General features: G+C 50.5%; 23 protein-coding genes and 1 riboswitch. Of the genes, 1 reads left to right on the plus strand and 22 read right to left on the minus strand.

Translation table 11 applies throughout. The annotated features are described in order from the left end of the window. Positions 1–45 precede the first annotated feature (45 nt). The 14 genes from J7E85_RS02510 to purM form a co-directional block, all read right to left on the minus strand. Positions 46–363, minus strand: coding sequence for a hypothetical protein (locus tag J7E85_RS02510; protein ID WP_215154658.1), 318 nt, complete (start codon positions 361–363; stop codon positions 46–48). A gap of 262 nt (positions 364–625) precedes the next feature. Further along, positions 626–2,662 (minus strand): methyl-accepting chemotaxis protein, encoded by a 2,037-nt coding sequence (locus J7E85_RS02515; protein WP_215154660.1) that lies wholly within the window; start codon positions 2,660–2,662, stop codon positions 626–628. A gap of 131 nt (positions 2,663–2,793) precedes the next feature. Then, positions 2,794–3,636, minus strand: coding sequence for a sugar ABC transporter permease (locus J7E85_RS02520; RefSeq protein ID WP_071221547.1), 843 nt, complete (start codon positions 3,634–3,636; stop codon positions 2,794–2,796). After that, entirely contained in the window at positions 3,636–4,949 is a 1,314-nt protein-coding gene (locus tag J7E85_RS02525) for a sugar ABC transporter permease (protein ID WP_215154662.1), read from the minus strand. The genes J7E85_RS02520 and J7E85_RS02525 overlap by 1 nt, the downstream gene beginning before the upstream one ends. 97 nt (positions 4,950–5,046) lie before the next feature. Continuing rightward, a complete protein-coding gene (locus J7E85_RS02530; protein WP_215154664.1) occupies positions 5,047–6,357 on the minus strand; it encodes a sugar ABC transporter substrate-binding protein in 1,311 nt (436 codons plus the stop codon). 446 nt (positions 6,358–6,803) lie between these two features. Continuing rightward, complete coding sequence (locus tag J7E85_RS02535; protein WP_215154666.1) at positions 6,804–7,538, minus strand: ABC transporter permease; 735 nt, start codon at positions 7,536–7,538, stop codon at positions 6,804–6,806. A gap of 14 nt (positions 7,539–7,552) precedes the next feature. Further along, positions 7,553–8,260: an ABC transporter permease gene (locus J7E85_RS02540; RefSeq protein ID WP_215154668.1), complete on the minus strand. Its 708-nt coding sequence runs from the start codon at positions 8,258–8,260 to the stop codon at positions 7,553–7,555. Next, positions 8,257–9,177: an ABC transporter ATP-binding protein gene (locus J7E85_RS02545; protein WP_215154670.1), complete on the minus strand. Its 921-nt coding sequence runs from the start codon at positions 9,175–9,177 to the stop codon at positions 8,257–8,259. The genes J7E85_RS02540 and J7E85_RS02545 overlap by 4 nt, the downstream gene beginning before the upstream one ends. A gap of 91 nt (positions 9,178–9,268) precedes the next feature. Further along, positions 9,269–10,348 (minus strand): sensor histidine kinase, encoded by a 1,080-nt coding sequence (locus J7E85_RS02550; RefSeq protein WP_215154672.1) that lies wholly within the window; start codon positions 10,346–10,348, stop codon positions 9,269–9,271. After that, positions 10,345–11,061 (minus strand): response regulator transcription factor, encoded by a 717-nt coding sequence (locus J7E85_RS02555; RefSeq protein WP_215154673.1) that lies wholly within the window; start codon positions 11,059–11,061, stop codon positions 10,345–10,347. Before J7E85_RS02555 ends, J7E85_RS02550 begins: the two co-directional genes overlap by 4 nt. Before the next feature lie 437 nt (positions 11,062–11,498). Further along, complete coding sequence (gene purD, locus J7E85_RS02560; protein ID WP_215154674.1) at positions 11,499–12,767, minus strand: phosphoribosylamine--glycine ligase; 1,269 nt, start codon at positions 12,765–12,767, stop codon at positions 11,499–11,501. A gap of 218 nt (positions 12,768–12,985) precedes the next feature. Further along, positions 12,986–14,533, minus strand: coding sequence for a bifunctional phosphoribosylaminoimidazolecarboxamide formyltransferase/IMP cyclohydrolase (gene purH, locus J7E85_RS02565; protein ID WP_215154675.1), 1,548 nt, complete (start codon positions 14,531–14,533; stop codon positions 12,986–12,988). A gap of 151 nt (positions 14,534–14,684) precedes the next feature. Further along, positions 14,685–15,296, minus strand: a complete 612-nt coding sequence (purN, locus tag J7E85_RS02570) for a phosphoribosylglycinamide formyltransferase (protein ID WP_076325605.1) — start codon at positions 15,294–15,296, stop codon at positions 14,685–14,687. Beyond that, a complete protein-coding gene (gene purM / locus J7E85_RS02575) occupies positions 15,296–16,336 on the minus strand; it encodes a phosphoribosylformylglycinamidine cyclo-ligase (RefSeq protein ID WP_215154676.1) in 1,041 nt (346 codons plus the stop codon). Before purM ends, purN begins: the two co-directional genes overlap by 1 nt. Positions 16,337–16,359: 23 nt before the next feature. Between purM and J7E85_RS02580 the strand changes: the two genes are divergently transcribed. Further along, positions 16,360–16,602 carry a hypothetical protein gene (locus tag J7E85_RS02580; RefSeq protein ID WP_215154677.1) on the plus strand — a complete coding sequence of 81 codons (243 nt, stop codon included), beginning with the start codon at positions 16,360–16,362 and terminating at the stop codon, positions 16,600–16,602. Between the two features lie 31 nt (positions 16,603–16,633). Here J7E85_RS02580 and purF read toward each other — a convergent pair whose 3' ends face one another. The 8 genes from purF to purE form a co-directional block, all read right to left on the minus strand. After that, on the minus strand, positions 16,634–18,112 hold the full coding sequence (gene purF / locus J7E85_RS02585) for an amidophosphoribosyltransferase (RefSeq protein ID WP_215154678.1): 1,479 nt from the start codon (positions 18,110–18,112) through the stop codon (positions 16,634–16,636). Continuing rightward, positions 18,097–20,340, minus strand: coding sequence for a phosphoribosylformylglycinamidine synthase subunit PurL (gene purL / locus J7E85_RS02590; protein ID WP_215154679.1), 2,244 nt, complete (start codon positions 20,338–20,340; stop codon positions 18,097–18,099). Before purL ends, purF begins: the two co-directional genes overlap by 16 nt. Then, on the minus strand, positions 20,318–21,007 hold the full coding sequence (gene purQ, locus J7E85_RS02595) for a phosphoribosylformylglycinamidine synthase subunit PurQ (RefSeq protein ID WP_215154680.1): 690 nt from the start codon (positions 21,005–21,007) through the stop codon (positions 20,318–20,320). The genes purL and purQ overlap by 23 nt, the downstream gene beginning before the upstream one ends. A gap of 4 nt (positions 21,008–21,011) precedes the next feature. Further along, positions 21,012–21,257 carry a phosphoribosylformylglycinamidine synthase subunit PurS gene (purS, locus tag J7E85_RS02600; RefSeq protein WP_012819094.1) on the minus strand — a complete coding sequence of 82 codons (246 nt, stop codon included), beginning with the start codon at positions 21,255–21,257 and terminating at the stop codon, positions 21,012–21,014. A 50-nt stretch (positions 21,258–21,307) separates the two neighbouring features. Next, on the minus strand, positions 21,308–22,198 hold the full coding sequence (locus J7E85_RS02605; protein ID WP_215154681.1) for a phosphoribosylaminoimidazolesuccinocarboxamide synthase: 891 nt from the start codon (positions 22,196–22,198) through the stop codon (positions 21,308–21,310). Positions 22,199–22,423: 225 nt separating this feature from the next. Next, positions 22,424–23,719 carry an adenylosuccinate lyase gene (gene purB / locus J7E85_RS02610; protein ID WP_215154682.1) on the minus strand — a complete coding sequence of 432 codons (1,296 nt, stop codon included), beginning with the start codon at positions 23,717–23,719 and terminating at the stop codon, positions 22,424–22,426. A gap of 3 nt (positions 23,720–23,722) precedes the next feature. After that, complete coding sequence (purK, locus tag J7E85_RS02615) at positions 23,723–24,910, minus strand: 5-(carboxyamino)imidazole ribonucleotide synthase (RefSeq protein ID WP_215154684.1); 1,188 nt, start codon at positions 24,908–24,910, stop codon at positions 23,723–23,725. Continuing rightward, positions 24,907–25,392: a 5-(carboxyamino)imidazole ribonucleotide mutase gene (gene purE / locus J7E85_RS02620; RefSeq protein ID WP_215154686.1), complete on the minus strand. Its 486-nt coding sequence runs from the start codon at positions 25,390–25,392 to the stop codon at positions 24,907–24,909. Before purE ends, purK begins: the two co-directional genes overlap by 4 nt. A gap of 195 nt (positions 25,393–25,587) precedes the next feature. Further along, a riboswitch (purine riboswitch) is annotated at positions 25,588–25,689 on the minus strand. Between the last annotated feature and the right edge of the window lie 463 nt (positions 25,690–26,152).

The following is a 26,152-nucleotide window of genomic DNA, read 5'->3' on the forward strand; positions in this document are numbered from 1 at the left end:
AGTGCCCACAACCCATAAAAACGTACCCTTCCTTTGCCGCTCCGGCTAGTGGCACAGCCTGCGAAGCAATGGTTCAGGCCATGAGCTTTTGCCAAGGGCGGCACCTAAACAAAACCAGCTCCGGGAATTGTCCCAGAGCTGGTTTTTATTCATGCAGTTCATAATTCCAGCAGGCAATAGCACATTACGCACGAAGTACCCCAACGTTCCCCGTGCTACATGAAGCGATTCCCAAAGGGAGAGCGTGCTCAGCAGGTAGTAACTCAACAAGCGTACGAGGTAGTTCAACGGTCTCCGCTCAATCCCAGCACTCCCGAGCAGCACTCCCACCAACAAAAAGCCGATGAAGATGTTCCCCTTCATCGGCTCTTTTCCATCCCCACACCTTAGCGTAAGTGGTTGTGTGCATAGCACGCAGTAGCGAAAGAGGACGAATCCATTCCCCACAAGCTTCAACGGAGCAGGCGGAATCATGCTGGAGAAACGATAGTGGTCCCCTTTATCCCCGGATTTCAACCATAAATATCATTCCAATAGAAATCCGGGGGTAACAGGGATCGGAAGCATGATCCGCATGCGGAGTGCTGCATAAGCCATCACATCTTCGTGTAGTAATAGTAACCATTTACGTCCTAAACATCACCAAAGACTTACGCAATCCCTCCGACAATTCCTCCAAGCGTGAAGACAGGACAACCAGTTTCTCGCTTACCTTGAACTGCTCGGATGACATCGAAGCGACCTCCTCCGTGGCGGCGCTGGTCTCTTGCACGATCGAGCTCGCCTCCGAGATCGAGTCGGTCAGGGTAAGCTGGGAACCGATCAGCACCTCGACCGAACGGGTCGATTCGCGGATCTCGGCCAAAAGAGCATCCATCTCGTGGCGAACATGATCGAATACGCCCTGGGCTTCCTGTACGGAGTGCAGCTGTTCGTCAAAGAGCGGCGAGGCCGACGTCAAGGCATCCACGGAGCCTTGTACTTCAGAGCGGATATCCTTGATCATCGTGCCTACGGTCTGGATCGATTCCTTGGAACGATCCGCCAAGCTCCGCACTTCATTGGCTACGACCATGAAGCCGCTGCCTGCTGCCCCCGCACGGGCCGCTTCAATCGTCGCGTTAATGGACAGCACGTTGGTTTGATGCGTGATCTCCGACATCAGCTCCAATATTTTGTGAATGGACGCTGTGTTCTCCTTCAGCTTCTCCGCATTCTGAACGATGGCACGGTTTACCTGATTAATCCGTGTTGATTTTTCCACCAGATTGTCCATATGCCGTGCGCCCTCTCCCGTCACCCGAAGCACCCGATCAGCCGCTGCCTCCATCACTTGATTCGAATCCGAAACCTTGCTCATCTGGACGCCAATGTTATCAGCCAGTTGATTCTCCCGCTCGGCTTCCATCGCCAAGCTTGCGCTTCCCTGTGCAATCTGTTCCATGGCCGATGCAATTTCACCAGCCGTCAGCGAGGTTCCCTTCGATGCTTCCGCCAATTCCTCCGCCGTAGCCAGCACTTCCTTCGCGGAGGCATTCGTCTGATCGACCAAAGTCGCGATTTGCCCCATCATCCGGTTGAAGCTGTGGCCGAGACGGCCAATTTCATCCGCACGCTGGAACTCGGTCCGAACCCTCAGATTTCCCTGTTCTCCCTCTTCCATTAGACGGCACATCTGATTCAGCGGGCGGCCGATGGAACGCATCATATAGTAGCCCAGCGTTATCGCGACCAGAACGGCGGCCACAATGACCACGAGCGTCACAACCAGCAGTTTGTCCGTGGCTTTTACAAAATCACTAACGGGAGCAAAGCCGACCATATGCCAAGGAGCCGTCTTCAGCGGGGTATACACTACCATCTGCTCATCGGCGGTGTAATAAATCCCTCCTTCTTCGGCATCTTGAGGAACCGTAATGGTGGACGGCTGCATCAGTTGGGCCGTGTCCATGTCGTGTACGATCCGGTTATCCTCGGCAACAATTCGCATCCGGCCGTTGTTCCCTATTTTTAAATTAGCCAGCACCTCTCCGACCGCCTCATCCTTGATATCGATCAGCAGGATATACTGCGCATCCGGATTTTTCAGGTTTTTCAACAATCTCCCCATCGTCATGGTGGCGGTTTTCTCGTTCTCCATAAAGCCTTGAACCTCTGTGGGGAACCATACCGGTTCGCCATCGGCCTGAATAATCCGGTCCATCTTCGAATTCACGCCATCTGCAGATGACATTCCCGATAAGCCCGTTGAGTTATAGGAGCTTTGAGCTTGAAGATTGGGCGCAACCAGGCGCATGCCCTGCAGACGTTTATCCGAAGATGCCATCCCGTTCAATTTCTCACGGATTCGGTTCTCGGCCTGCGTTTTGTCCCGAATGCCGATACCCGCAGTACTCACCGTAACGAGGTCCTCGCGAAGCACCGTATCCAGCGCCCATTGACGGGAAGCGGCTTCATATTGGGCCAGCAGAAAATCCAGCTTGTCCGCCGCCTGCATCATCTGCCCCGAAGTCGCTTCTGACACCTGATCCATCACCGTGTCCTTGGAGATGAAATACGATAATAACCCCAACGCCGAAGATAACAGCACGATCGTGGTAAAAAAGATAACAAACAACTTCATCCCAACCGCTTTGAATTGAAAACGTCTCATCATGTTCATATGTATATGTCCCCCCTGCATCGCATGTTTGAATGCAAAAAGACACAGCTAGCGGTTACCGGCTGTGTCTCTTCGCTGTTCTCTCTATCTATCTGTCTTATGATGAATCCATACGATTAGCTATCCGTTCCTTACCCTTTGCTTGCACCAGCCGTCATGCCATCGACCAGCAAACGCTGCAGGAAGACAAACAGCAGGGTGATCGGCAGTGCGATCAGCACCGATGCCGCCGCGAATAACGTAAAGTTACTGTCCTGAGTGGAGTTGACGAGATCCCATAGACCGACGGCGAGCGTCCAGTTTTCTTTTGTCCGGAGCACGAGTCTGGCAAAGATAAAGTCTACCCACGGACCAACGAACAGTGTCAATCCCATATACGTGATCATTGGCTTCGACAACGGCAGAATGATTTTGCGGAAAATTTGGAAGTTAGTGGCTCCGTCGATCTTGGCCGCTTCATCCAAGCTTCGCGGTATCGTATCCAGGAAGCCCTTCATGATCAGGGTTCCGCCTAGCGGCGCCCCTGCCGCATACACGATAATCATCGCCGCATGCGTATTCAGCAGATCCAGTGAGTTCAGCAGGATATACAGGGCGATCATACTCATGAAGCCCGGGAACATCCCCAGCACGAGAATGACCGATAGCGCATTCTGCCGGCCTTTAAACCGGAACCGGGATACCGCATAACTTGTAAGCAGGACAAGAATGGTCCCGATAATCATGGAGAATATCGCAATTTTCAACGTATTCATGTACCACGTGCCAAACAGAAAGCTTTGGGACGTAAACAATTCTTTATAATGACTGAGCGTAAAAGATTCTGGAATCAAGGATTTGCTGTACAACGACTTTCCGGGACGGAAAGAGGCCAGAACAATCCAGAGCGCCGGGTAAATACAACCGATCGCGATGATGACAAGCGTAATGTAACTTGCCGTCAGGCGAATCGCATTTCTCATTTTAATTCCCATTATTGGATCATATCCTCCTCTTTAAAGGATCTGGTTCTGCGATAATTGTAAATCGAGAAGGTCGCAATAATCATGAAGATGATAATACCGATTGCCGATGCCATGCTGTAGCGTTGCTGATCCAGCGTCAGTTTATAGAGCCAGGTTACCAGCAGGTCCGTCGCGCCCGCGTATTGATAGTCACCCACAACCGGGTTACCGTTCGTCAGGAGGAAAATCAAGTTAAAGTTATTGATATTACCGGCAAACTGCGTAATCAGAACCGGTGCCGTCGAGAACATAATCATCGGTAGGGTGATGATTTTGAATTTCTGGAAGCCCGTTGCCCCATCTACATCGGCCGCTTCATAGAGATCTTTCGGAATCGTAGTCAGGACACTCATGACAAGAAGCATGGATACCGGGATACCTACCCACATATTAACGATAATAACGGTCACTTTGGCCCAGACCGGATCGGTCAGCCATGGCAGGCCTTCCAAACCGAAATATCTTAAATACTGGTTGATCGGTCCGAATTGTCCGTTAAACATATTACGCATCACGAGCAGTGAGATCAGCTGTGGAATTGCATATGGAATGATCAGAATGACACGCCATACGCCTTTGAAACGAATTCCCTTTTGTTGAATAAGCAGTGCAACGAGCACACCGCCAAAATACGTTGTTACTGTTGCCAGCACCGCCCAGATGATCGTCCAAGTCAGGACGCCGAAAAAGGTGTGGCTCCACGATTTCAATGCAACGAGATTGGTAAAGGTTTTGAAACCGACCCAGTCAACCAGATTCGCCGGCGGCAGATTGTTTGGAGCGGAATAGTTCGTAAACGCCAGCATGACCATGAAGATAATCGGCATGACCGTAAAAAACAAAATACCAATCGCCGGCAGTGTCAGGAAAGATTGCGCGAATTTCCATTCAAAAATATAATAAAGGGTCTGTCTGAAGTTGTTGGGTTTTACACCCTGCTCCCTTAGTTTTCCAGCGTTATATGCGTTTTTGATATTGGCATAATACCCAATAAGAAAAATCACAAACATAATCATGGTGATAAGTCCTTCAATCAGGAGATTGATGGAATGGTCACCTGCTACCATTTGGGTTAAACCGTTGACTTTCTCTAAATGGCTTCCCTGTTCCCCCAAAGTTGTCATTCCCCAGATGGCATCACCCAGGTTGTTGATGAAGTAATACAGACTGAATATACCTACGATAAGTAAAAGAACGCCTTTGATCCATTGCCGGTTGTAAAGCTGACCCAGACCCATACAGATGGCTGATAATACGGCTGCTGTCGTACGATGTTGACGCATGCTCCCTCCATTCTCCTCTCCATATAATCGAGGAATCACCCGCCGGTTGTTCGGCGGGTGAACTTCTTCATTTTTCTCGTATTATATAAGAACGTAATTACTCGCTAGCTCCACCACTGTTGAGATCTTTCACTTGATTTACAGCTTTATCAAGCGTTTCTTTTACGTCTTTGTTGTTATCCCAAATCTCAGCCAGTGCAGCACCTACAGGAGACCATACGTTAGCCATTTCAGGAACGGATGGCATCGGTTGGGAAGATTTGAATTGCTCTGTGAATGCGGATACATACTCGTCATTCTTGATTTGATCGTCTTCTTGAGCTTCATTGTTTGTCGGAACCGATCCAACCAGTGCGCTCAGTTTCAATTGAGCTTCCTTGCTTGTTGCAAAGTCCGCGAACAAGCGAGCGGCTTGCGGATATTTCGTGAACGAGCTTACGTACCAAGCTTTGATACCGGAGAACGATACAGCAGGCTGGCCGCCGATGGTTGGGATTGGAGCAACGCCAAGCTTGTCGCCAAGCGCTTCTTTGTATCCGCCAAGCTCCCAAGGTCCGTTAATGTCCATAGCCAGATCACCGGATGTGAACAGTCCGCGTTTGATATCAGGCGTAATGTCGCCGGATTTAACCGGAAGGATTTCTTTCAGGCTTGCGTAAACTTCCATACTCTTGACTGCTCCTTCATTGTTGAGGCCGATATCGTTGACATCTGCGCCGCCGTTACCAAAGATGTAGCCGCCATTGGAAGCAAGGAATGGATATGCGAAGTACAGGTTACCTGTTTCGAACATGAATCCATACTTGTTCTTGGATTTGTCTGTGAAGGTTTTGCTGAATTCAATAACTTCTTCCATCGTTGTTGGAACTTCTTTTACCAAGTCCTTGTTGTAGTACATCAGGTATGTTTCAGCAGCGCGCGGGTATCCGTACAGAACGCCGTCATAGCTTACACCTTGAATAGCGGCCTCCGTGTTGCTGCTCTTCGTTTTTTCTTCGAAGAAATCATTTGGCAGAACCAGGTTTGTAGCTACGGCTTTGCCCAGGTTATCGTGAGGGAACAATACAACGTCAGCACCCAATCCGGATGGTCCGTCTTGTTGAAGCTTGGTCACTTGGTCGGTTGGAGACAATTCTTCGATGGTTACTTCAACACCGTATTTCTCGGTAAATTCTTTCGCAACCGCATCCGTGTAGGCTCTTTCATCTCTACTTTCCCATACGATCAATTTAGCGCCTTCCTCTGGCTTAAGTTCCGGTGCTTCTGTATTTTCGGCCGGCGTCTCCTGTGCCGGTGGATTCTCAGCAGGTGCCTCAGCAGCAGGAGCAGGTGAATTTCCTCCGCACGCTGTAATGGAGAACGCCAACGTGAAGGTTGCAGCTAGCGTAAGTAGTTTCTTCATCTTCATTCCATGATTACCCCTCTCAATAAATGATCAGAAAATGTTGGAAATCTGCGCAAACGATTTCAGAAATTTTCAGCGTCTCTTTTTCTATGTAGCATCTGGCGAGATACTTAGGAAAAATCCCGTTGAGAAAGCGCTTCATTCACTGAAAACATCATACACCATTTAATATTGAATGTAAAAACGTTTGCACAGATCATTTTTGCCCGTTTTAGGCATATAATCTCTTGTTACCTTCACTATTCACTCTATTTCGTAAATTATCGTAAAAATAGTTGTGCATATGCTGTGCAATTCAGTCTTTCTACTCTCTAAAATGGACGAGAACGGCTGTAAAACGCTCCGTTGTTGCACAAACGTTTGCACATCGACTTATCATTAAACAAACCCTGGTGTTAGTACACCAGGGTAAAGAAAACTATTTACCACCTATATGTTTAACGAATGGGCTACAACCAATCTCTTTTTTCAACAAATTTCTGCCCTATCAACAAATACACCATTCCTGTAAATAACACAATTAACCACAAGCTGTAAGGTTCAACTCTTGGCGCGTAAAGCGCTGACTGTGGCATCATAACATAGTAGGGAATGGTAAACGGAAGCCAGGCCCCAATCGCAGAATGAAAACCTGTCAGCACGATATTCGGTACCACATAACCTATGGACATCGCCAGCGATGCTCCGAAATTACGCACTCTTATCGAAACCATAAGTTGTAAAGCTGCGAGTGGTAAAACTCCTATCCATCCCCCAATGACTGAATACAGTAATGACTCCCACGGAATCCTTTCAGGAGCCTTGACAAGATAACCCGTTCCAAGGTAACCAAGCAAAAATACGATTTGCACCAACGCCAAAATCCCGACCAACAAAATAAATTTTACGTAAAAGACCTTATATCTGGGGACCGGCAAACTCATCGTGATCTTCCAGCCCCCATCTTTATGCTCATATAAACACAATAAAGATGCTACAATCCCGCTGTACAGAGGATAGAAAAACATAGAATGAAGATTTACGCTGTGTATATAAAGCGTAGACCAGCTAGGCGGAAAAAAGTCCCTTAAACTCTGAAGCTGCATCGCTCCCATCGCTGAGTTGATCAGCGTATCCAATACAATGAGTAAAAATATAATTCTCCATTGAAGTTTCATTCCTTCAGCACGCAACAGCATTCTCATGATCTGGCAACCTCCTATTCAAATTCTCGCCTGGCAAACAGGAGAGCTCCCAGAACTGACAGCATTGCCCCTATTCCGAGTGAGATGCCAATCCACTGCATATGACCAGGGACAAGCGGACTGGATAATGACGGATACGACCAGGGAAGGATCTGAATCACAAAAGAAGGGCTTCGAGCTAAAAACAGGCTGGAGATAGATCCAAATATCCCTATAGCCAGCGGTAATGCCTGGTTGGAAAATACAGTAGACAACCAGAGCTGAATGGCCATCATCGGCAGTGTTGCCAAACATGCGAATAGAGGCTGCAATATCATAATTCCCCATGGTATCGGTTCATCCGAGTATAGAACCCAGATCATGCACATGCCAGCAATAGTAATGATTACGGTACATAGCTGCAAAATAAATATCCACGCCATTTTTGCCAGGAATACAGAGCCTTTAGGAACAGGCATCGCAAGAAGCTGCTTCCATGCCTTGGTTTCGTGCTCGGTACCGGCCATAATGCTGGCTAGGAGCGTAATTCCCAATAAAAAAATGAAAGATAAGAACAAATACATTACGGCAAAGCCAGAATAGATGCCCCCCGGACCTTGACGAAAATAAAGATACCACTCAAGAGCCGTCATGCTGATTAAAATGATGCCTTGAATGAGAGGCATCCACCGGCATAATTGCTTCAGCTTCAATCCCTCTGCACGCATCAGTTCCAGTATCATAAGCTGTTCTCCTGACCGGTCAATTCCAGAAAGATTTCCTCAAGGGTCTTCTTCTTCTCCGTTATACGGTATACATCATATTGCCGATTCACAAGAAAGCGAATCATTTCCGCCGATTGCGGCCTGGTGGTCATGGAAGTTCTGATCTGACCCGTTGTTATTTCAGGTTCCGCATCCCATCCATGATCGTTCAGAGCAGCTGCTGCTTCCACAGGCCGATCCATCTCAATCCATACATAAGGCTTACTTCGGTCGGTTAATTCCTTAAGCGGTCCTTGAAAAATCATTTCCCCCTGGTTAATAATTCCCACCCAGGTTGCAACCTGCTCAATTTCGCTCAATAAATGGCTTGAGAGCAAAACCGTTATATCAAAATCACGAGGAAGTCTAGTAATCAGCTCACGAATTTCCTGAATTCCTGATGGATCAAGTCCGTTCGTCGGCTCATCCAGAATCAATAATTTGGGATTCGTAATAAGCGCCATTGCGATCCCGAGCCGCTGTTTCATGCCAAGTGAATAACTCCTGACCGACTGATGAGCTGCATGATTAAGTCTCACCCATTCCAGAACCTCCTGAATCCTGGATTCTTGTATACCGTGGATTAGCGCCATGATTTTCAAATTATTGTATCCTGAAAGATGAGCATAGTATGAAGGAGATTCTACGAGAGAACCCACATCTTTTAAAATGTCCATTCGGTTCTTCTTCAGATCTTTGCCAAGTATACGAATCTCCCCGGATGACGAGCGGATGAGTCCTAGGAGCATCCGAATCGTTGTTGTCTTACCGGCTCCATTTGGCCCCAAAAATCCATAGACCTCCCGCTTGGGAACCTTCAAATTAATCTGCTTTACTGTTTCCCGCTGCCCGAATCTTCTGGTCAGCTGATGTGTATCGATAGCATATTCGTTCATCTCTTATTCCTCCTGCTTGACTTAACTAACATTTAAAGTTTAGCAATAGGAAATAAACAGGAGGTAAACAAGAAATGAACGTTAGGATAATTTATGGACGGATCGGTAATACAATTTTAACCCGGGTGCCCTTACCATCTGCGGGCAGAATGCTCATACAGCCTGCATGGGCTTCAACAAAGGCATTGGCTATAGCAATTCCTTTACCGGATTGATCCAGAGCCTGTCTTAACTTTGTTTCCTCGATCCCAATTCCATTATCCTCGATCACGATGATACAACGCTTTCCTTCTAAAGAGATACCGCACTGAATCTCGATGCCGGGCGGATTATGAATAACCGCATTCATGAATACATTTTGAAAGACTCTGCCTAACAGTCTGCTGTCAAAATCCATCATGCACACGTTCTCTTGCTCAGTAAACGTAAATGAAGCTTGCTCGGCTAACGGGTGGTTTGCGATATCGATCATCATATCACGCAGAAAATTCACGATATCATCCTCCCTTTTATTCATGGGGAACTGTTCGACAGACCATCGGCCCGTTTGGTTCAAGTCATGGATCAGCTGCTTCATTTCCGCTGTCTTATCGCTGATCTGCCTGCTAAAATTCTGCTTTTCTTCATCGGTCCATTGATAATCGGCCGCCGCGAGCATGTGAGCATATCCTTCGACATAGGACAGTGGTGTCTTGAGGTCGTGGCTAATAGCAGCGATCCATTCCTGCTTCTTGGCCTCCATATTTATTCGATCGGTCTCGCTGCGCTGCAATTGATTCGATAATTGCGTCATTCGATCAAATAATTCTTTATATAAGACATACGGATAACGATAGTTGTTATGATGTAATGAGCCATCGGAGCCTTCGCTCGGCTGACGGAAATGTTCCTGCGGCTGGCTGTAATTTCCTTCGGATAATCGGTTGATCCAGCGTATTAGATAAGTGAGAGGTTTGCCCACGCACCAACCGAAAGCAATGAAAAATATAACCATTAGCACGAAGCCCGTAACAGCTAAAAAAGTCTTCATGGATATCGTGCCCCGGGGATTCATCCAATCCTGAAGATATATAAATATCACCGCGCACAAAATAAAACTCAAGACAAACATCATCACCAAAATAATGGTTACTTTGATAAAGCGAAAAGCCATTGTGACCATTGGATTCATTCTTTTCCCTTCCTTGGGGCCAGCATTTTGTAGCCAAGTCCACGAACGTTAACAATAAACCGTGGGTTTCCGGGATCGGGCTCCACCCTTTTTCGCAGTCTAAAGATATGGATTACAACCGTCTTCTCATCGCCAAGATAGGGCTCATTCCAGACCGATTCGTATAATTGACGTGTACTAAAAATACGGTTTGGATGACGGCATAGGAATACAAGCAGCTCCCATTCACGCGCCGGACACTCCAAATGCTTTCCATTTACGATCAGCTCCCCGGCTGCAAGATCCAGCCGAAAATAACCAAAATCCAATTGAGTTAATCGCGGCTGAGCCTCTTGTTCCCGCTGTATTTTATATTTCAGACGAGCTTTGGTCCGGGCAACGACCTCCAATGGATTAAACGGTTTCGTAATATAATCGTCCCCGCCAATGCCAAACCCCATCAGCTTGTCCAAGTCAGAGTCCCGGGCAGTAAGGAAGAGAATCGGCGTTTCGGTCATTTTGCGAATTTTTCGGCACACCTCAAAGCCGTCTTCATCCGGGAGCATGACATCCAGTATGATCACGTCCGGATTAAACTCCGTTAATATTCGCACCGCTTCCTGCCCTGTACCCACGCTTCGAATATGCCGAAAGCCTTCCTTCTTCAAAACGGTAGTCAACATATCGCATAACCCTTGTTCATCATCTACAAGCAGAACAAAAATGTTATCCATAGCATTTTTCTCCATTATTTCATATTTTAACAAACAACTGATTATATTATATAACAGAGTCATCTCCCAAAAGCTCAGATTATCTGCTAAGAGGTGCTGGAAATGGATCAACTCTATCCTTTCTTAATCATCCTATCGATGCAAAGTTAACATTAGGTAAACAGAAACTGAACAAAGTATAAATTAATACAAGGCATCATAATGCAGAGCACGGTTATCTGCTCCTCTCACGGCACAGAGTATATAGGCCCTTTTGGCAGTTCCAGACAGGGGTTTATGTTACAGTTAAGTTAATGTAAATAATCAACCGATCGAATAATACAAGAAGTCGGACAGACGTTGGGCTCGTGAATCTGGTTATGATTACAAATAAAAGGAGTCTTCTCGACGAAGACTCCTTTTATTTTCAAGTATATTTTATTAGCCAGAAAATGACTCTAAACAAGCGCCTTCAGCGCAATATCCGTCCGGTTTTGCTTGCCTTCAAACGAAATCGCTTCTGCCCGTTCATAGGCTTTCGCACGTGCTGAAGCGATATCAGCTCCTAAACCGACAACGCCCAGGACACGTCCTCCATTCGTTCTCCACGTTCCATCGGCATCGCGAGAAGTACCCGCATGAAATACAATTGTCCCGTCCTGCTCGTTGTCCAGCCCATTGATCGCAATTCCTTTCGGATACGATGCAGGATAGCCTCCAGAAGCCAGAATGACGCATACTGCCGCTTCATCACTCCACTCCAGCTCAAGATCAGCCAGGTTTCCATTTACGGCAGCAAGGAAGACGTCAAGCAGATCGGTCTTCAGACGCGGCAATACGACCTGCGTTTCCGGGTCGCCGAATCTGGCGTTGAATTCGATGGTCTTCGGTTTGCCTTCCGGTGTGATCATCAATCCGGCGAACAGAACGCCCCGGAACGGACGCCCTTCAGCTACCATCGCTTTTGCCGTAGGCTTGATGATCGTCTCAATCGCCTCTTCAATGATGGATGGCTGAATATGAGGCAAAGGCGAATACGTTCCCATTCCTCCGGTATTCGGCCCCAAATCTCCATCATAAGCCGGTTTATGATCCTGGGCAGCCGACATTGGCTTCACGGTTTCACCATCCACAAAGGCCAGGATCGACATTTCCTGGCCTTCCAGGAACTCCTCGATGACCACCCGGCTTCCGGCATCGCCAAACACCTTCGATTGCATGATGTCGCTGAGTGCCTGCTCGGCTTCCTCTATCGTCCTTGCAACGGTAACGCCTTTGCCAGCTGCGAGCCCGTCCGCTTTCACGACGATCGGTGCACCTTGCTGGCGCAAGTAAGCAAGCGCCTCCTCATAATCGTCGAACTTCGCGTAAGCTGCCGTCGGAATACCGTATTTATGGAGCAGATCCTTCATGAAGGTTTTGCTGCCCTCAATTTCGGCTGCATTTTTACGCGGACCAAATACCGGGATGCCTGTAGCGTCAAACGCGTCTACGATACCGTCAGCCAGCGGATCATCCGGACCGACGACAATGAGTCCCACTTGCTTCTCCACTGCGAATGCTGCCAGCTTATCAAACTCTGATACCGCAATCGGCACGCACTCGGCCAGCTGTCCGATGCCAGCATTGCCGGGTGCACAGTAGATCTTATCCGCTTTCGGGCTCTTCGCCAGTGCCCATACGATGGCATGCTCTCTTCCGCCGCCTCCGATAACTAAAATATCCATGGTTTTGCCTCCCGATTCATTTCAATTTACCGATGAAATTTCATAACATGAATGATTTACAGGGCGAAGCGTGAGGTCACCTTCACCTTCTTGTCCCCTTAAACTTAAAGGCGGCGCGCTCGAAAGAGCGGCGTCGCCTCTATATGTTGCTGAATGAAAGGTGTTCCTTCGGTTGCAGCCTGACGGCTGTAGCGAAGCCCCCTTTTTAAACTCATGAATTAGTGCTTGAAATGTCTCACGCCAGTAAAGACCATGGCGATCCCGTATTCGTTGGCTGCCTTGATGGATTCCTCATCCTTAATGGAGCCACCCGGCTGAATGATAGCGGTAATGCCGGCTTTCGCTGCAAGCTCCACGGTATCTCCCATCGGGAAGAACGCATCGGAAGCAAGAACGGCTCCCTTGGCTTTCTCTCCTGCCTGTTCCACTGCAATGCGTGCCGAGCCGACACGGTTCATCTGGCCTGCGCCAACACCAACGGTCATGTCGTCTGCCGCCAATACGATCGCATTGGACTTCACGTGCTTTACAACCTTCCAGCCGAAGAGCAGCTGCTTCAGCTCCTCTTCCGTTGGTTTGCGATCTGTTGCAACTTGCAGGTCTGCGGCATCCAGGGAATGCACATCGCTTTCCTGCACAATCATGCCGCCTTCGATAGTTGTCACGGCAAGCGTGCTTTGGCGCTCCTTGGCCGAGCCAAACTCGCCCATTTTCAGAAGACGGATGTTCTTCTTCTTCGTCAAAATCTCCAGCGCCTCCGGCGTGAAGTCCGGTGCCAGGATAATTTCAAGGAAGATATCCTTCAGCAGATCCGCCGTCGGAGCGTCAATCGTCCGGTTCGCTGCCACAATGCCGCCGAAGATGGATGTCGGGTCGGCATTATAAGCCTTTTGATAAGCTTCCAGCACATTCGTCCCGATTCCGACGCCGCAAGGGTTCATATGCTTCACGGCCACCACGGTCGGCTCGTCGAACTCCTTCACGATCTGCAGGGCCGCATTCGCGTCATTGATATTGTTGTAGGAGAGCTCTTTACCGTGCAGCTGCTCCGCTGTCGTCAAGGTACCCACAGGTGCCAGCGGTTTCCGGTAAAATGCGGCTTTTTGATGCGGATTCTCGCCGTAACGAAGGTCCTGAATTTTCTCGTAGGTCACGCTAAAGCGCTCAGGAAGCGGATCGCCCGTTACATTCGACAAATAGTCGGAAATCAACGTATCGTAGGCTGCCGTATGACGGAACACCTTGGCTGCAAGGCGTTTACGAGTTTCTAAGGTCGTGTCGCCGCCGCCGCGGATTTCCTCAATCACGCTGCCATAATCCGCAGCATCGACAACCACGCTCACAAAAGCATGGTTTTTCGCAGCCGAACGCAGCATCGTTGGACCGCCAATGTCGATATTTTCGATTGCATCTTCATACTCGACATCCGGCTTCGCAATCGTTTCCTGGAATGGGTACAGGTTAACCACGACCATATCGATGTATTCGAGGCCCAGCTCCTGCATCTGACGCTGATGCTCTTCGCTGTCGCGAATGGCAAGCAGGCCGCTGTGTACGGCTGGATGAAGGGTTTTGACGCGTCCGTCTAGAATCTCAGGGAATCCGGTCACATCGGAAATGCCGATGACAGGAACACCTTCTTTGGCGAGGAGGTTCTTGGTTCCCCCTGTCGAAATGATCTCTACACCCAATGAAGACAACTCGCGGCAAAATTCCACGATACCGGTTTTATCCGAAACGCTGACCAAAGCTCTTTTGATACCCACGTTCATACCCCCTATTTTGAATGAAAATCAACTAAGTAGACCTGTCTTGATTCCGTAGATGCTGTCGAAGATCCATAATTGCAAATTATTTCCCGAGAAATATCGAACATGTCGATTAACAGAAAAACCTTGTCTGCTTTATTACAATAGCTTATTCGGTAATCGTCACATTCCGCCCGTTCAGCGAAATCCGCCCCTGGGCAAACCAGGAGACGACTTCGGAGTATAACTTCTGCTCCACCGCGTGAATACGCTGTGCCAGCAATTCCGCCGTATCGCCTTCCTTGATCTCTACAGCTTTCTGAGCAATAACCGGTCCGGTATCCATGCCGCCATCAACGAAATGAACCGTGACACCGGTCATCTTCACACCATAATCCAGCGCTTGGCCAATCGCGTCTTTACCTGGAAAAGCAGGCAGCAGCGAAGGATGAATGTTAATAATCCGGCCGCTATAGAACTCGACAAAGGACGGACTCAACAACCGCATATATCCTGCAAGGACAATCAATTCGACACCGCGCTGCTGAAGCTCTACCGCAATTTCACGTTCATAATCTTCCTTCGTGGCATATTCCTTCGGCTGAAACGCGAATACATCCACATTCGCCGCTTGAGCCAGCTCCACGACGGGAGCCTGCGGCTTATCGCATACCAGAATGCTGATTACGCCGCCCAAAGCCCCCCTGTGCTGCGCGTCTGCCAAAGCCTGAAAGTTGCTGCCTCTGCCGGAAGCGAAAACCGCAATCCGAAACGATCTCATTACACCTCAGCTCCCGTGAAGGTTACAAGACGTTCGCCTTCGGTCACGCGGCCGATCACATAAGCCTCTTCGCCTGCGGAGCGGAGATATTGAAGCGCTCCGTCTGCATCCTGTTCCTTAACGACAAGCACCATGCCGATTCCCATATTAAATGTCGTAAACATATCCTTGTTCGAAATGTTGCCTTTTTCCTGCATCAGCTTAAAGATGGGCAGAATCGGCCAAGAGCCGTATTCGATGTCGACATTGACGCCATCCGGCAGCATGCGCGGAATATTCTCGATGAATCCGCCGCCCGTAATATGCGCCATGCCCTTTACTTCGATCTCTTTCAACAGTCCAAGCAGCGGCTTCACATAAATCTTTGTCGGTGCGAGCAGCACGTCCCCAAGACGTCCGCCCAGTTCCGGAAGCTCTTGCTGCAGGGAGTAGCCGGCGTCCTCCAGAAGCAGCTTCCGGACAAGCGAGAAGCCATTGCTGTGCACACCGCTGGATGCTAGACCAATCACCGTGTCGCCTGCCGCGATATTCGACCCGTTGATCATTTTGCTTTTGTCGACAATCCCTACGGTAAAGCCCGCGATGTCATACTCGCCTTCGCTGTACATGCCTGGCATTTCCGCCGTCTCTCCGCCGATCAGGGAACAGCCTGCTTGATTGCATCCGTCAGCGATCCCTTTGACAATGGACTCGATTTTGGCCGGAATGACCTTATCACACGCTAAATAGTCGAGAAAAAAGAGCGGTTCTGCGCCTTGCACCACAATATCGTTCACGCACATCGCTACCGCATCAATGCCGATGGTATCATGTTGGTCCATCGCGAATGCGAGTTTCAGCTTTGTGCCGACGCCATCCGTGCCTGAGACGAGTACCGGCTCTTCATATTGGTCTTTATTCAGCTTGAACAGTGCGCCAAAACCCCCGAGGTCGGTCATGACTTCCGGTCTGAAAGTCGTTTTGACATGCTTTTTCATCCGCTCTACCGCTTCGTTGCCTGCAGCGATATCCACGCCTGCTTGTTTGTAAGTATCCGACACGCGCTCAACACTCCTTTTTCGTTATGACGAAAGTATCCGTTCACACATTATTTATGGGCTTAATCAATAATCAGCTTAAGAGGTTGTTCAAAAAGCTCTCTTTTGATCACGAAGTGAATCAGGAAGCCACTCAGCATCGAATCTTGAATTCAGCCGGGCCTTCTGGTGCTCACGTACCAGACGTACGCTCCGCTCCTCAGTCCCTTGCTTCATCCAACCTTCTCGGTGCTGAAAACCGACCTTTTGAACACGCACTTAAAGGATAAAACCTAGAAAAAATGGCTGTCCACTGCAGAATCAGCAGCTGCAGCCCATCTTCTCTTCCCCGTTAAAATCAATCTGCGTCGGGTAATCATTGTCAAAGCAGGCCATGCACAGACCGCCTTTAGGGCTGTGCTCATCATAACCGCCAATGGCGGATATAAGTCCCTCCGGGCTCAAGAACGACAGGGAATCCGCGTTGATCTCCCGGCAGATTTCCTCGACGCTTTTCTCGAAGGCAATCAGCTCCCTGCGGTCCGGAGTGTCGATGCCGTAGAAGCAAGGGTTCTTGAATGGCGGCGACGTAATCCGCACATGCACTTCGGTAGCACCCGCTTCGCGAAGCAGATTGACGATCCGGCGGGACGTGGTTCCCCGTACGATGGAGTCATCAATCATGACCACCCGTTTGCCTTCGACCACACGCCGTACCGCGCTCAGCTTCATCTTCACGCCCTGCTCGCGCAGCTCCTGGCTCGGCTGAATGAACGTCCGGCCCGTGTATTTATTCTTGATCAATCCCAGCTCATAAGGAATGCCCGTTTGCTCGGCATAACCGATAGCGGCCGAGATGCTGGAATCCGGTACCCCCGTAACCACATCCGCATCCACGAACGATTCCAGGGCCATCTTGCTGCCCATCCGTTTGCGGGCCGAATGCAGGTTGGAGCCGTTCAGATCGCTGTCCGGACGGGAGAAATATATATATTCCATCGCGCACAACGCTTTGCGTCCCGCTTCCGTGTACCGCTCTTCCCGAAGCCCGTTCCGATCGAGGATTAGCAGCTCCCCGGGAGCGACATCGCGGATCGCTTCCGCCCCGATGACTTCAAGTGCACAGGTCTCGGAGGTTAAGATATACGCATCGCCCAGACGACCCATCGTTAGCGGACGGAGTCCGTTCGGGTCCGAGGCGACGAGCAGCTTGTCATTGGTCATGAGCAGAAAGGCAAACCCGCCCACCAGACGCCGCAAGGCATCCTTGGCAGCCTCGACAAAGTCCTTCGGCGACCGTGCAATCAGATGCGCAATGACCTCCGTATCGCTGGTCGTCTGGAATATGGAACCCTCCATCTCCAGCTCGCGCCGAAGCTTCGGCTCATTGACGATGTTGCCGTTCGTTGCGATCGCCAGATTGCCTTCGCGGTATTTAAAGACGAGCGGCTGCGCATTCGTCAGCCCGCTGTCCCCGCTGGTTGAATAACGAACATGCCCGATCGACATGCTGCCCTTCAGCGATTCCAGCTTGTCTTTATCAAACACTTCTTTTACCAGCCCCATACCGCGATGATAATTGAAGTTCTCGCCATCGGCCACGCAGATTCCTGCGCTCTCCTCGCCGCGGTGCTGGAGGGCGTGAAGCCCGTAATAGGAAAAGGAGGCGGCATCGGGATGCCCAAACACCCCGAATACGCCGCACTCTTCTTTTAATGTATCGAAAATATCGCTCTGACCTGTTCCCTCATTGTAGTAATCCCCTGTCCACAGTCCTTCGGGTATCAGTTCATGAGACATGGAATGGCATCCTCCCAGACGGATTTCAAAGCCTCCACGGATTCTTCCAGCGCAGAAGCACCGTTAATGTTAATGCTAAGCTTATTCCCGCCGACTACGCCAAGTGCGGTAAATGGAACACCCGCTTCTTGCAGGAGCTTCTCCAGCGCATTCTTATGATCTGGGGACACCGACAACACGATCCGGGATTGGCTCTCGCTAAAGAGCGCTACGTCGTTACGCAGATCGGTTGACCATTGTACGCTCGCCCCAATGTTGCCGCTGATGCAGCTCTCTGCCAGTGCGGCTGCAAGTCCGCCCTCCGACACGTCATGCGCGGATTGTACCAGACCGGATTGGATAGCCTTCAGTACGCCGCCGAGCAATTTCTTCTCGGTATCCAGGGTCAGTTCAGGCGGTCTGCCTTCCGACACCCCGTGAATGATCGCTTGGAACTCACTGCCGCCAAGCTCCGCACGGGTATCACCCAACACATAGATGGCATCGCCTTCCGCCTTGAAGCCTTGTGTTGTAATATGATCCGTATCATGGATCAGGCCAACCATGCCGACAACCGGCGTCGGATAAATCGCGCCTTTGGCATTCTCGTTGTAGAGACTGACATTACCGCCGATAACCGGCGTTTCAAGCTCACGACAAGCTTCCGCCATGCCGTCCACAGCTTTTTCCATCTGCCAGAAAATTTCTGGCTTCTCCGGACTTCCGAAGTTCAGGTTATCCGTAATCGCCAGCGGCTCGGCACCGGAGCACACGATATTGCGCGCTGCTTCGCTAACGGCGATTCTGCCGCCAAGCTCAGGGTCGAGGTAGACGTAACGTCCGTTACAGTCCGTTGTCATCGCCAGGGCTTTGCGCGTTCCATGCACCGTTACGACAGCAGCATCCGAACCCGGACGAACGGCCGTGCTGGTGCGAACCATATAATCGTATTGGTTGTATACCCATGCTTTGCTTGCAAGACTTGGCGAACCGAGCACCTTTTTGAGGGCACCGCCCAAATCCTTCACTTCTTCATAACGAAGCGTATCCACCGCGGCCTGCTCTTTGTAATAAGCCGGTTCTTGGGATGGTTTGTTATAGATCGGGCATTCGTCTACGAGCGCTTTAACCGGCATGTCGCCTACCACCTCACCGTGGTGGATCAGCTTCAGGCGGCCATCGTCCGTCACTTTGCCGACTTTGGCGCAGATAACGCCCCAGCGTTCGAAGATTTCTCGTGCTTGCTCCTCATGCTTCGGCTCAACCACGAACAGCATCCGTTCCTGGGATTCCGATAGCATCATTTCATAAGGCGTCATGCCCTCTTCGCGCTGAGGCACTTGGTCCAGGTACAGCTCAAGACCGTTGCCTGCTTTACTTGCCATTTCCGCACTGGAGCAAGTCAATCCAGCCGCGCCCATATCCTGAATGCCTAGCACGATGCCGGAATCAATCAGCTCGAGGCAGGATTCCATCACGAGTTTCTCCATGAACGGATCGCCGACCTGAACGGCCGTACGGTTCGCTTCGGATTCCTCCGTCAGCTCTACGGAAGCGAAGGTCGCCCCGTGGATGCCATCGCGGCCAGTTGGAGGGCCGACATAGAAGACCGGATTGCCTACCCCTTTTGCAACGCCGCGCTGAATCTTATCATGGTCGATAATGCCGACGCACATCGCATTGACCAGCGGATTGCCTTCATAACTTTCGTCGAATACAACCTCGCCGCCTACCGTCGGGATCCCGATGCAGTTGCCGTAACCGGCAATACCGGATACCACGTGTTCAAACAAATATTTAACGCGATCGCTCTCCAGCTTGCCGAACCGAAGCGAGTTGAGAATCGCTACCGGTCTTGCCCCCATGGAGAAAATATCGCGGATAATGCCGCCAACGCCCGTGGCTGCGCCTTGATAAGGCTCTACAGCGGACGGATGGTTATGACTTTCGATTTTGAATACAACCGCTTGGTTGTCACCGATATCGACGATCCCAGCGCCTTCGCCCGGTCCCATCAGGACGCGCGGGCCACTTGTCGGGAAACGACGAAGCAATGGCTTGGAATTTTTATAGGCGCAATGCTCGGACCACATGACACTGAATACGCCGATTTCCGTGTAATTCGGCTTGCGTCCCATGAAGGAACAGATCAGCTCATACTCGCTGTCCGAAACTCCCATCTGCTTGTAAATCTGATGCTCTGCGATCTGTTCTGCTGTCGGTTCCTTAACGGACGTTTGCTGCGCCATGAGTATCCCTCCATGCCTGTAATATGGATGTAAACATTGCTTTACCGTCATCCGATCCGAGCAAGCTGCTGACCGCGCGCTCCGGATGCGGCATCATGCCGATTACGTTGCCCCGCTCGTTGCATATGCCTGCGATATCCTCGATCGAGCCATTCGGATTGTTTTGATACGTAAATACGATTTGCCGGTTGTCCCGGAGCTTTTGAAGTGTTTCTTCATCACAGTAATAGTTGCCCTCGCCATGCGCAATGGGAATGACAATCTCTTGCCCCTCCGCGTATTCACGCGTAAATGGCGTTGTATTATTGTTCACTTTGAGCACCGTGTCATGGCAGCGGAATTTCATCGAATCATTACGACGCAGAGCTCCCGGAAGGAGTCCGGCTTCCGTCAAAATCTGAAATCCGTTGCAGATGCCAAGAATATACTTGCCCTCTTCTGCCGCCTTCGCCACTTCGCTCATAACCGGGGCGAATCGGGAAATCGCACCACACCGGAGATAATCTCCATAGGAGAATCCGCCGGGTACCAAAATGCAATCGTATGGGGAAAGGTCCGTAGCCGTATGCCACACATAATCCACCGGCTGCGAGATCGCCTCCTCTACCGCCTTATAACAGTCAATATCACAATTGGAGCCAGGAAAGACCAGCACTGCAAATCTCATTGGTTTAGCCCTCCAATTCATAACGGTAGTTCTCAACCACCGTATTAGCCAGAAGCTTTTCACACATTTCTTTCACTCGCAACTCGGCTTCCTCACGGTTGTCCGTACCCAGCTCAAGTTCCATATATTTACCGATCCGCAGACTCTCCACTTCCTTGTACCCTATCGAATGAAGTGCACCTTGCACCGCTACCCCTTGAGGGTCCAATACGCTCTGCTTAATCGTGACGTAGACCTTTGCTTTCAACATTGTATCCTGTTCCTCCTCGGTATATATGAATGAAATGGTTTATAAAAGCTTTACAGACTTGCACCCGTGATTCGGCTGTAAATGTCGGTGTAGCGGCGCGTCGTCTCCTCCACCACGGCCTGCGGCAGAGGATCTGGCTCACTGTTCTTATCCCAATCGGACGAAGCGAGATACGTGCGTACAGGCTCCTTATCCATACTGTCAATCTCAATGTCGAGCGCATAATTCTCCTCATCCCAGAAACGGGAGGAATCCGGCGTGAAGATCTCATCGATCAGAATGATCTCTCCGTCGATCAAACCGAACTCAAACTTGCAATCGGCCAAAATAATGCCGTGCTTGCTGCAATAATCGCGGGCGAACTTGTACAGCATCAGGCTTTTGTCCTGCAGCTGCAGCGCGAGCTCCTCGCCGACAAGCTCCTTCATGCGGGATAGCGGGATGTCCTCGTCATGACCGACATCGTTCTTGGCAGCTGGCGTGAAGATCGGCTCCGGAAAAGCCTCATTCTTGCGCAGGCCCTCCGGCAGCTTAATGCCGTTGACCTCTCCCGAGGATTGATACTGCCTCCAGCCTCCGCCGGTGATGTATCCGCGCACTACGCATTCGATATCGATACGCTCGGCCCTGCGGCACACCATGATTCGTCCATCCAGCAGATCCTTGTCCTTGACGGCATCGCCCAGGAGGTTCACGTCCGTGTGCACGACATGGTTGCTGATGAGCTGTTCCGTTTGTTCAAACCAGAAGGCGCTCAGTTTGTTCAGCACGGTTCCTTTGGCCGGTACAGGAGGCTCCAGCACATAGTCAAAAGCGGAAATACGGTCGGTTACTACAATGAGTACATGCTCGCCCAGGTCGTACAATTCACGAACCTTGCCCTTATACAGCAGCGGTACGTTGACCAGATGAGTGGCGGTCGATAATGCCGGTAATGTCATGTGTTCCTCCCCTTGGACTAGAGTTTGTCTGCATATCATCACTACGAATGCGGATTATTTTTCCGATCTCTGTTGTCCCCAGATTTCTATTACATACGATTATATGGTTGAAATCCGGGGACAAAGGAGACCGCTAACGCTTCTACAAAACAATTCCGCCTTCTCCGTTGTAGAAAATGATCTTCTCTAGATCTTTTATGAATGCGGATTAATCCGTTTCTAACCCTACTCCAACCCCAGCTTGGCAAAAATGGTATCCACATGCTTCAGATGCCAGCTTGGATTAAATGCATCTTCGATCTCCTCGGCGCTGAGCACCTCGGTGATCTCAGTCGTGGCTTCCACGATTTCGCGGAATTGACGCTGCTCTTCCCATGCCTGCATGGCTCGAGGTTGAACGGTGTCGTAAGCTTGCTCGCGGCTGAAGCCCTTGTCGATCAGCTTCGTCATGATCCGGCCGGAGAAAGGAACGCCGTATGTGCGAGCCATGTTGCGCTTCATGTTCTCCGGGAAGACTGTCAGGTTCTTCACGATGTTGCCGAAGCGGTTCAGCATGTAGTTCAGCAGCATCGTAGCGTCCGGCAGGATGATCCGCTCTACCGAGGAGTGGGAAATATCCCGCTCATGCCAGAGCGACACGTTCTCGTAAGCGGAAACCATGTGGCCGCGAATGACGCGCGCCAGACCCGAGATGTTCTCCGAACCGATCGGATTCCGTTTATGCGGCATCGCGGAGGAGCCTTTTTGTCCTTTGGCGAATGCCTCTTCGACCTCGCGAACCTCACTCTTCTGGAGCGCGCGTACTTCAGTAGCGAACTTCTCAAGCGAAGTACCGATCAGCGCAAGTGTTGCCATGTATTCCGCATGACGGTCACGCTGCAGCGTCTGGGTCGAGATCGGCGCCGGCTTCGTACCGAGCTTGCGGCAGACGAATTCTTCAACCGAAGGATCGATGTTGGCATACGTTCCAACTGCGCCGGAAATTTTGCCGTACTGCACGCCGTCGGCCGCATGGCGGAAACGCTCCAGGTTACGGATCATCTCTTCATGCCACAGCGCCATTTTCAAACCGAAGGTTGTCGGCTCTGCATGCACGCCATGCGTTCTGCCCATCATCGGGGTATGCTTGTAGGCCAGTGCCTTCTCTTTCAAAATACCGATAAAACGCAGGATGTCCTGCTCCAAAATATCGTTGGCTTGCAAAAGCAAGTATCCCATCGCCGTATCCACTACATCCGTCGAAGTCAATCCGTAGTGGACCCATTTGCGCTCCTCGCCAAGACTTTCCGATACCGCGCGGGTAAAAGCGATGACATCATGACGGGTTTCCTGCTCGATTTCATAAATTCGGTCCATATTAAAGGTCGCATTCTGGCGAAGCTTAACAGTATCTTCCTTCGGAATGATGCCAAGGTCGGCCCATGCCTCGCATGCGCACAATTCTACTTCCAGCCATGCTCTGAATTTGTTCTCCTCGGTCCAAATCGCCCGCATTTCCGGTCTGCTGTAACGTTCAATCATCGTTTAATCCTGCCTCCAAATATTCATTTTCTCTACCCATTCGAGCGCTGCATCGACATCCCCGCACAGGAGGTTGATATGACCCATCTTGCGGTTAATCTTCAATTCGCTCTTGCCGTATAGATGAAGCTTAGGCACAACGCCGAGAGACTCTGCAAGTGCGTCGTGCTCTCCAAAACGCCGTACCGCTTCCTCCAGATGCTGCCCCAGGAGGTTCACCATGATGACCGGGCTCAGCAGCGTTGTGTCCCCGAGCGGCAAATCGCAGATCGCTCTCACATGCTGCTCGAATTGGGAGGTTGAGCATGCCTCCATCGTATAGTGACCCGAGTTATGCGGACGAGGTGCAACCTCATTCACGTACAGCTCCCCATCCTCGGTCACAAACATCTCGACAGCCAGCAGGCCAACAGCTCCCATTCCCTCTGCCACGCGTTCCGCGAGCTGGCATGCTTTGCGCTTTACTTCGCTCGTCACGCGAGCAGGCACAATCGACAAGTGCAAGATATTGTTGACATGCACGTTCTCTGCCGGAGGGAAGCTCTTCACGATGCCGCTGGGCGTGCGCGCCGCGATCACAGAGATCTCGCACGCGAACTTCACAAACTTCTCCAACACTAGCTCCGTCCCGCTGGCAGCCAGCTCCCTGTAGGCTGATTCCAGATCATCTTCGCTGCGGAGAACCGCTTGCCCTTTACCATCATAACCTCCCATGGCGGTCTTAAGCACGCACGGAAGTCCAAGTTCAGAGGCGGCGGATTGTAAATCTTCCAAGCTTGTTATTTCACGATACGGTGCAACCGGTACGCCGGCCGCTTCAATCGCTGCCTTCTCGCGCAGCCGGTGCTGCGTGGTGTACAACAGCTTGCTTCCTTGCGGAACATAAGACTGCTCCTCCAGAAGCTGGGCTACGCCCGCATCGACATTTTCGAATTCGTACGTAATGACATCAGCCTTGACGGCGAGCTGCCGGGCAGCCTCCACATCGTCATACCGGGCCGTAACCTGCTCGGCCATCTGGCCAAGCGGGGAGTTCGGCGTTGGATCGAGGGTGACAAACGAATATCCCATCCGGATCCCGTCCAGCGCGATCATCCGTCCGAGCTGTCCCCCGCCAAGTACGCCAATGACGGAACCAGGCAGTAGCTTTTTGCCAGGTACTCGCGTCTGCTGTGCTCCGTTCTCCATCATAAGTTATCGCTGCTTTCCAGCACTTCATCACGGATACGGTCTCGGCGCGCTTGCACTCTTTCGCGAATCCCTGCATCCGAAGTGCCTAAAATCTGGGCTGCGAGCAATCCGGCGTTAGTGGCTCCCGCTTTGCCGATCGCTACAGTCGCTACCGGAATGCCCCCTGGCATCTGCACGATCGACAGCAATGAATCCAACCCCTTCAGCGCTTTCGATTTCACCGGAACGCCAATGACCGGCAATACCGTCTTCGAAGCGACCATCCCGGGCAGATGAGCGGCTCCGCCGGCTCCAGCGATAATGACGCGAAGCCCCCGGCCTTCCGCTTCCTCGGCATACTGGAACATCAAGTCCGGCGTCCGGTGAGCGGATACGACTTTTTTCTCATAAGGAATTTCAAGCTCGTCTAGCACCTGGCATGCATGGGACATCGTATCCCAATCTGATTGGCTTCCCATAATGACTCCTACTTGTGCTGTCATGAGTTACCCCCGCTTTCTTCGAAAATCGACAATAGAATGGTTAACTGCTGAAAAAAAAGTCCGATCCCGTAAACACAAAGTCTGTGCAGGTCTCGGACATACAAGGATTACGAACGCTGCTGCCTGCGTCAAGCAGAAGAGTCTTGCGCATCCGCCGCCAAAGAGGCAAACATGAAACCAAGCCCCATCGTAGCCGCACCGTTTGTATTCCCTCGTAGTCCGAAAATTTACGGTTTCCGGGTAGAGACTTCCGGGCCATATCCCCGGCTTTATACGAGAAATATTAAATTTCATCAATCATGCTTCATAAGTTATTTTGAACCTCAACATCCTCAGTTTATCAATTTCTGACACCTCATGTCAACCTAAACACGAACAATCGGATTTATAGAAAATATAATGTTCGTATCTAGAGAGTAAGCATGCAGCAGCAAAAACTTCCTGAAGACTGCGGGCTAAATAAAAGGCGTGAACATTGTCGGACTGGAAAAGCCGTGAGCAGTACATGTGGAGCATTGGCAGCCGCTGCGCTGACGCATCGTGATTCCGATCGCTGTTAAACACGGGAAACTGGATTGAACTATAATGGATGTTTCCCGTGTTTAAAGGCGAACGCTTGCGCTTCTCCATCCACGATTCGTCCGCTCCGCTGGAGCGTGAACCTTTTTTGCTGCTGCATAGAGGGTAAGGGAAAAGTATTATCGCAGAATAAAATAAGACCGTATTCTGCTCTTTAATTGTAGTTACTTACAAGGAAAAT

It is taken from the genome of Paenibacillus sp. ISL-20, assembly GCF_018613005.1.
Lineage (GTDB): Bacteria > Bacillota > Bacilli > Paenibacillales > Paenibacillaceae > Paenibacillus_AQ.

What these genes read in the sequence shown, in the direction of transcription:
- J7E85_RS02510 (WP_215154658.1), bottom strand. Translation starts at nt 363, where the DNA reads ATGAAGGGGAACATCTTCATCGGCTTTTTGTTGGTGGGAGTGCTGCTC.
- J7E85_RS02515 (WP_215154660.1), bottom strand. Translation starts at nt 2,662, where the DNA reads ATGAACATGATGAGACGTTTTCAATTCAAAGCGGTTGGGATGAAGTTG.
- J7E85_RS02520 (WP_071221547.1), bottom strand. Translation starts at nt 3,636, where the DNA reads ATGGGAATTAAAATGAGAAATGCGATTCGCCTGACGGCAAGTTACATT.
- J7E85_RS02525 (WP_215154662.1), bottom strand. Translation starts at nt 4,949, where the DNA reads ATGCGTCAACATCGTACGACAGCAGCCGTATTATCAGCCATCTGTATG.
- J7E85_RS02530 (WP_215154664.1), bottom strand. Translation starts at nt 6,357, where the DNA reads ATGAAGATGAAGAAACTACTTACGCTAGCTGCAACCTTCACGTTGGCG.
- J7E85_RS02535 (WP_215154666.1), bottom strand. Translation starts at nt 7,538, where the DNA reads ATGAGAATGCTGTTGCGTGCTGAAGGAATGAAACTTCAATGGAGAATT.
- J7E85_RS02540 (WP_215154668.1), bottom strand. Translation starts at nt 8,260, where the DNA reads ATGATACTGGAACTGATGCGTGCAGAGGGATTGAAGCTGAAGCAATTA.
- J7E85_RS02545 (WP_215154670.1), bottom strand. Translation starts at nt 9,177, where the DNA reads ATGAACGAATATGCTATCGATACACATCAGCTGACCAGAAGATTCGGG.
- J7E85_RS02550 (WP_215154672.1), bottom strand. Translation starts at nt 10,348, where the DNA reads ATGAATCCAATGGTCACAATGGCTTTTCGCTTTATCAAAGTAACCATT.
- J7E85_RS02555 (WP_215154673.1), bottom strand. Translation starts at nt 11,061, where the DNA reads ATGGATAACATTTTTGTTCTGCTTGTAGATGATGAACAAGGGTTATGC.
- purD (WP_215154674.1), bottom strand. Translation starts at nt 12,767, where the DNA reads ATGGATATTTTAGTTATCGGAGGCGGCGGAAGAGAGCATGCCATCGTA.
- purN (WP_076325605.1), bottom strand. Translation starts at nt 15,296, where the DNA reads ATGAGATCGTTTCGGATTGCGGTTTTCGCTTCCGGCAGAGGCAGCAAC.
- J7E85_RS02580 (WP_215154677.1), top strand. Translation starts at nt 16,360, where the DNA reads ATGACGAAAGTATCCGTTCACACATTATTTATGGGCTTAATCAATAAT.
- purF (WP_215154678.1), bottom strand. Translation starts at nt 18,112, where the DNA reads ATGTCTCATGAACTGATACCCGAAGGACTGTGGACAGGGGATTACTAC.
- purL (WP_215154679.1), bottom strand. Translation starts at nt 20,340, where the DNA reads ATGGCGCAGCAAACGTCCGTTAAGGAACCGACAGCAGAACAGATCGCA.
- purQ (WP_215154680.1), bottom strand. Translation starts at nt 21,007, where the DNA reads ATGAGATTTGCAGTGCTGGTCTTTCCTGGCTCCAATTGTGATATTGAC.
- purS (WP_012819094.1), bottom strand. Translation starts at nt 21,257, where the DNA reads ATGTTGAAAGCAAAGGTCTACGTCACGATTAAGCAGAGCGTATTGGAC.
- J7E85_RS02605 (WP_215154681.1), bottom strand. Translation starts at nt 22,198, where the DNA reads ATGACATTACCGGCATTATCGACCGCCACTCATCTGGTCAACGTACCG.
- purB (WP_215154682.1), bottom strand. Translation starts at nt 23,719, where the DNA reads ATGATTGAACGTTACAGCAGACCGGAAATGCGGGCGATTTGGACCGAG.
- purK (WP_215154684.1), bottom strand. Translation starts at nt 24,910, where the DNA reads ATGATGGAGAACGGAGCACAGCAGACGCGAGTACCTGGCAAAAAGCTA.
- purE (WP_215154686.1), bottom strand. Translation starts at nt 25,392, where the DNA reads ATGACAGCACAAGTAGGAGTCATTATGGGAAGCCAATCAGATTGGGAT.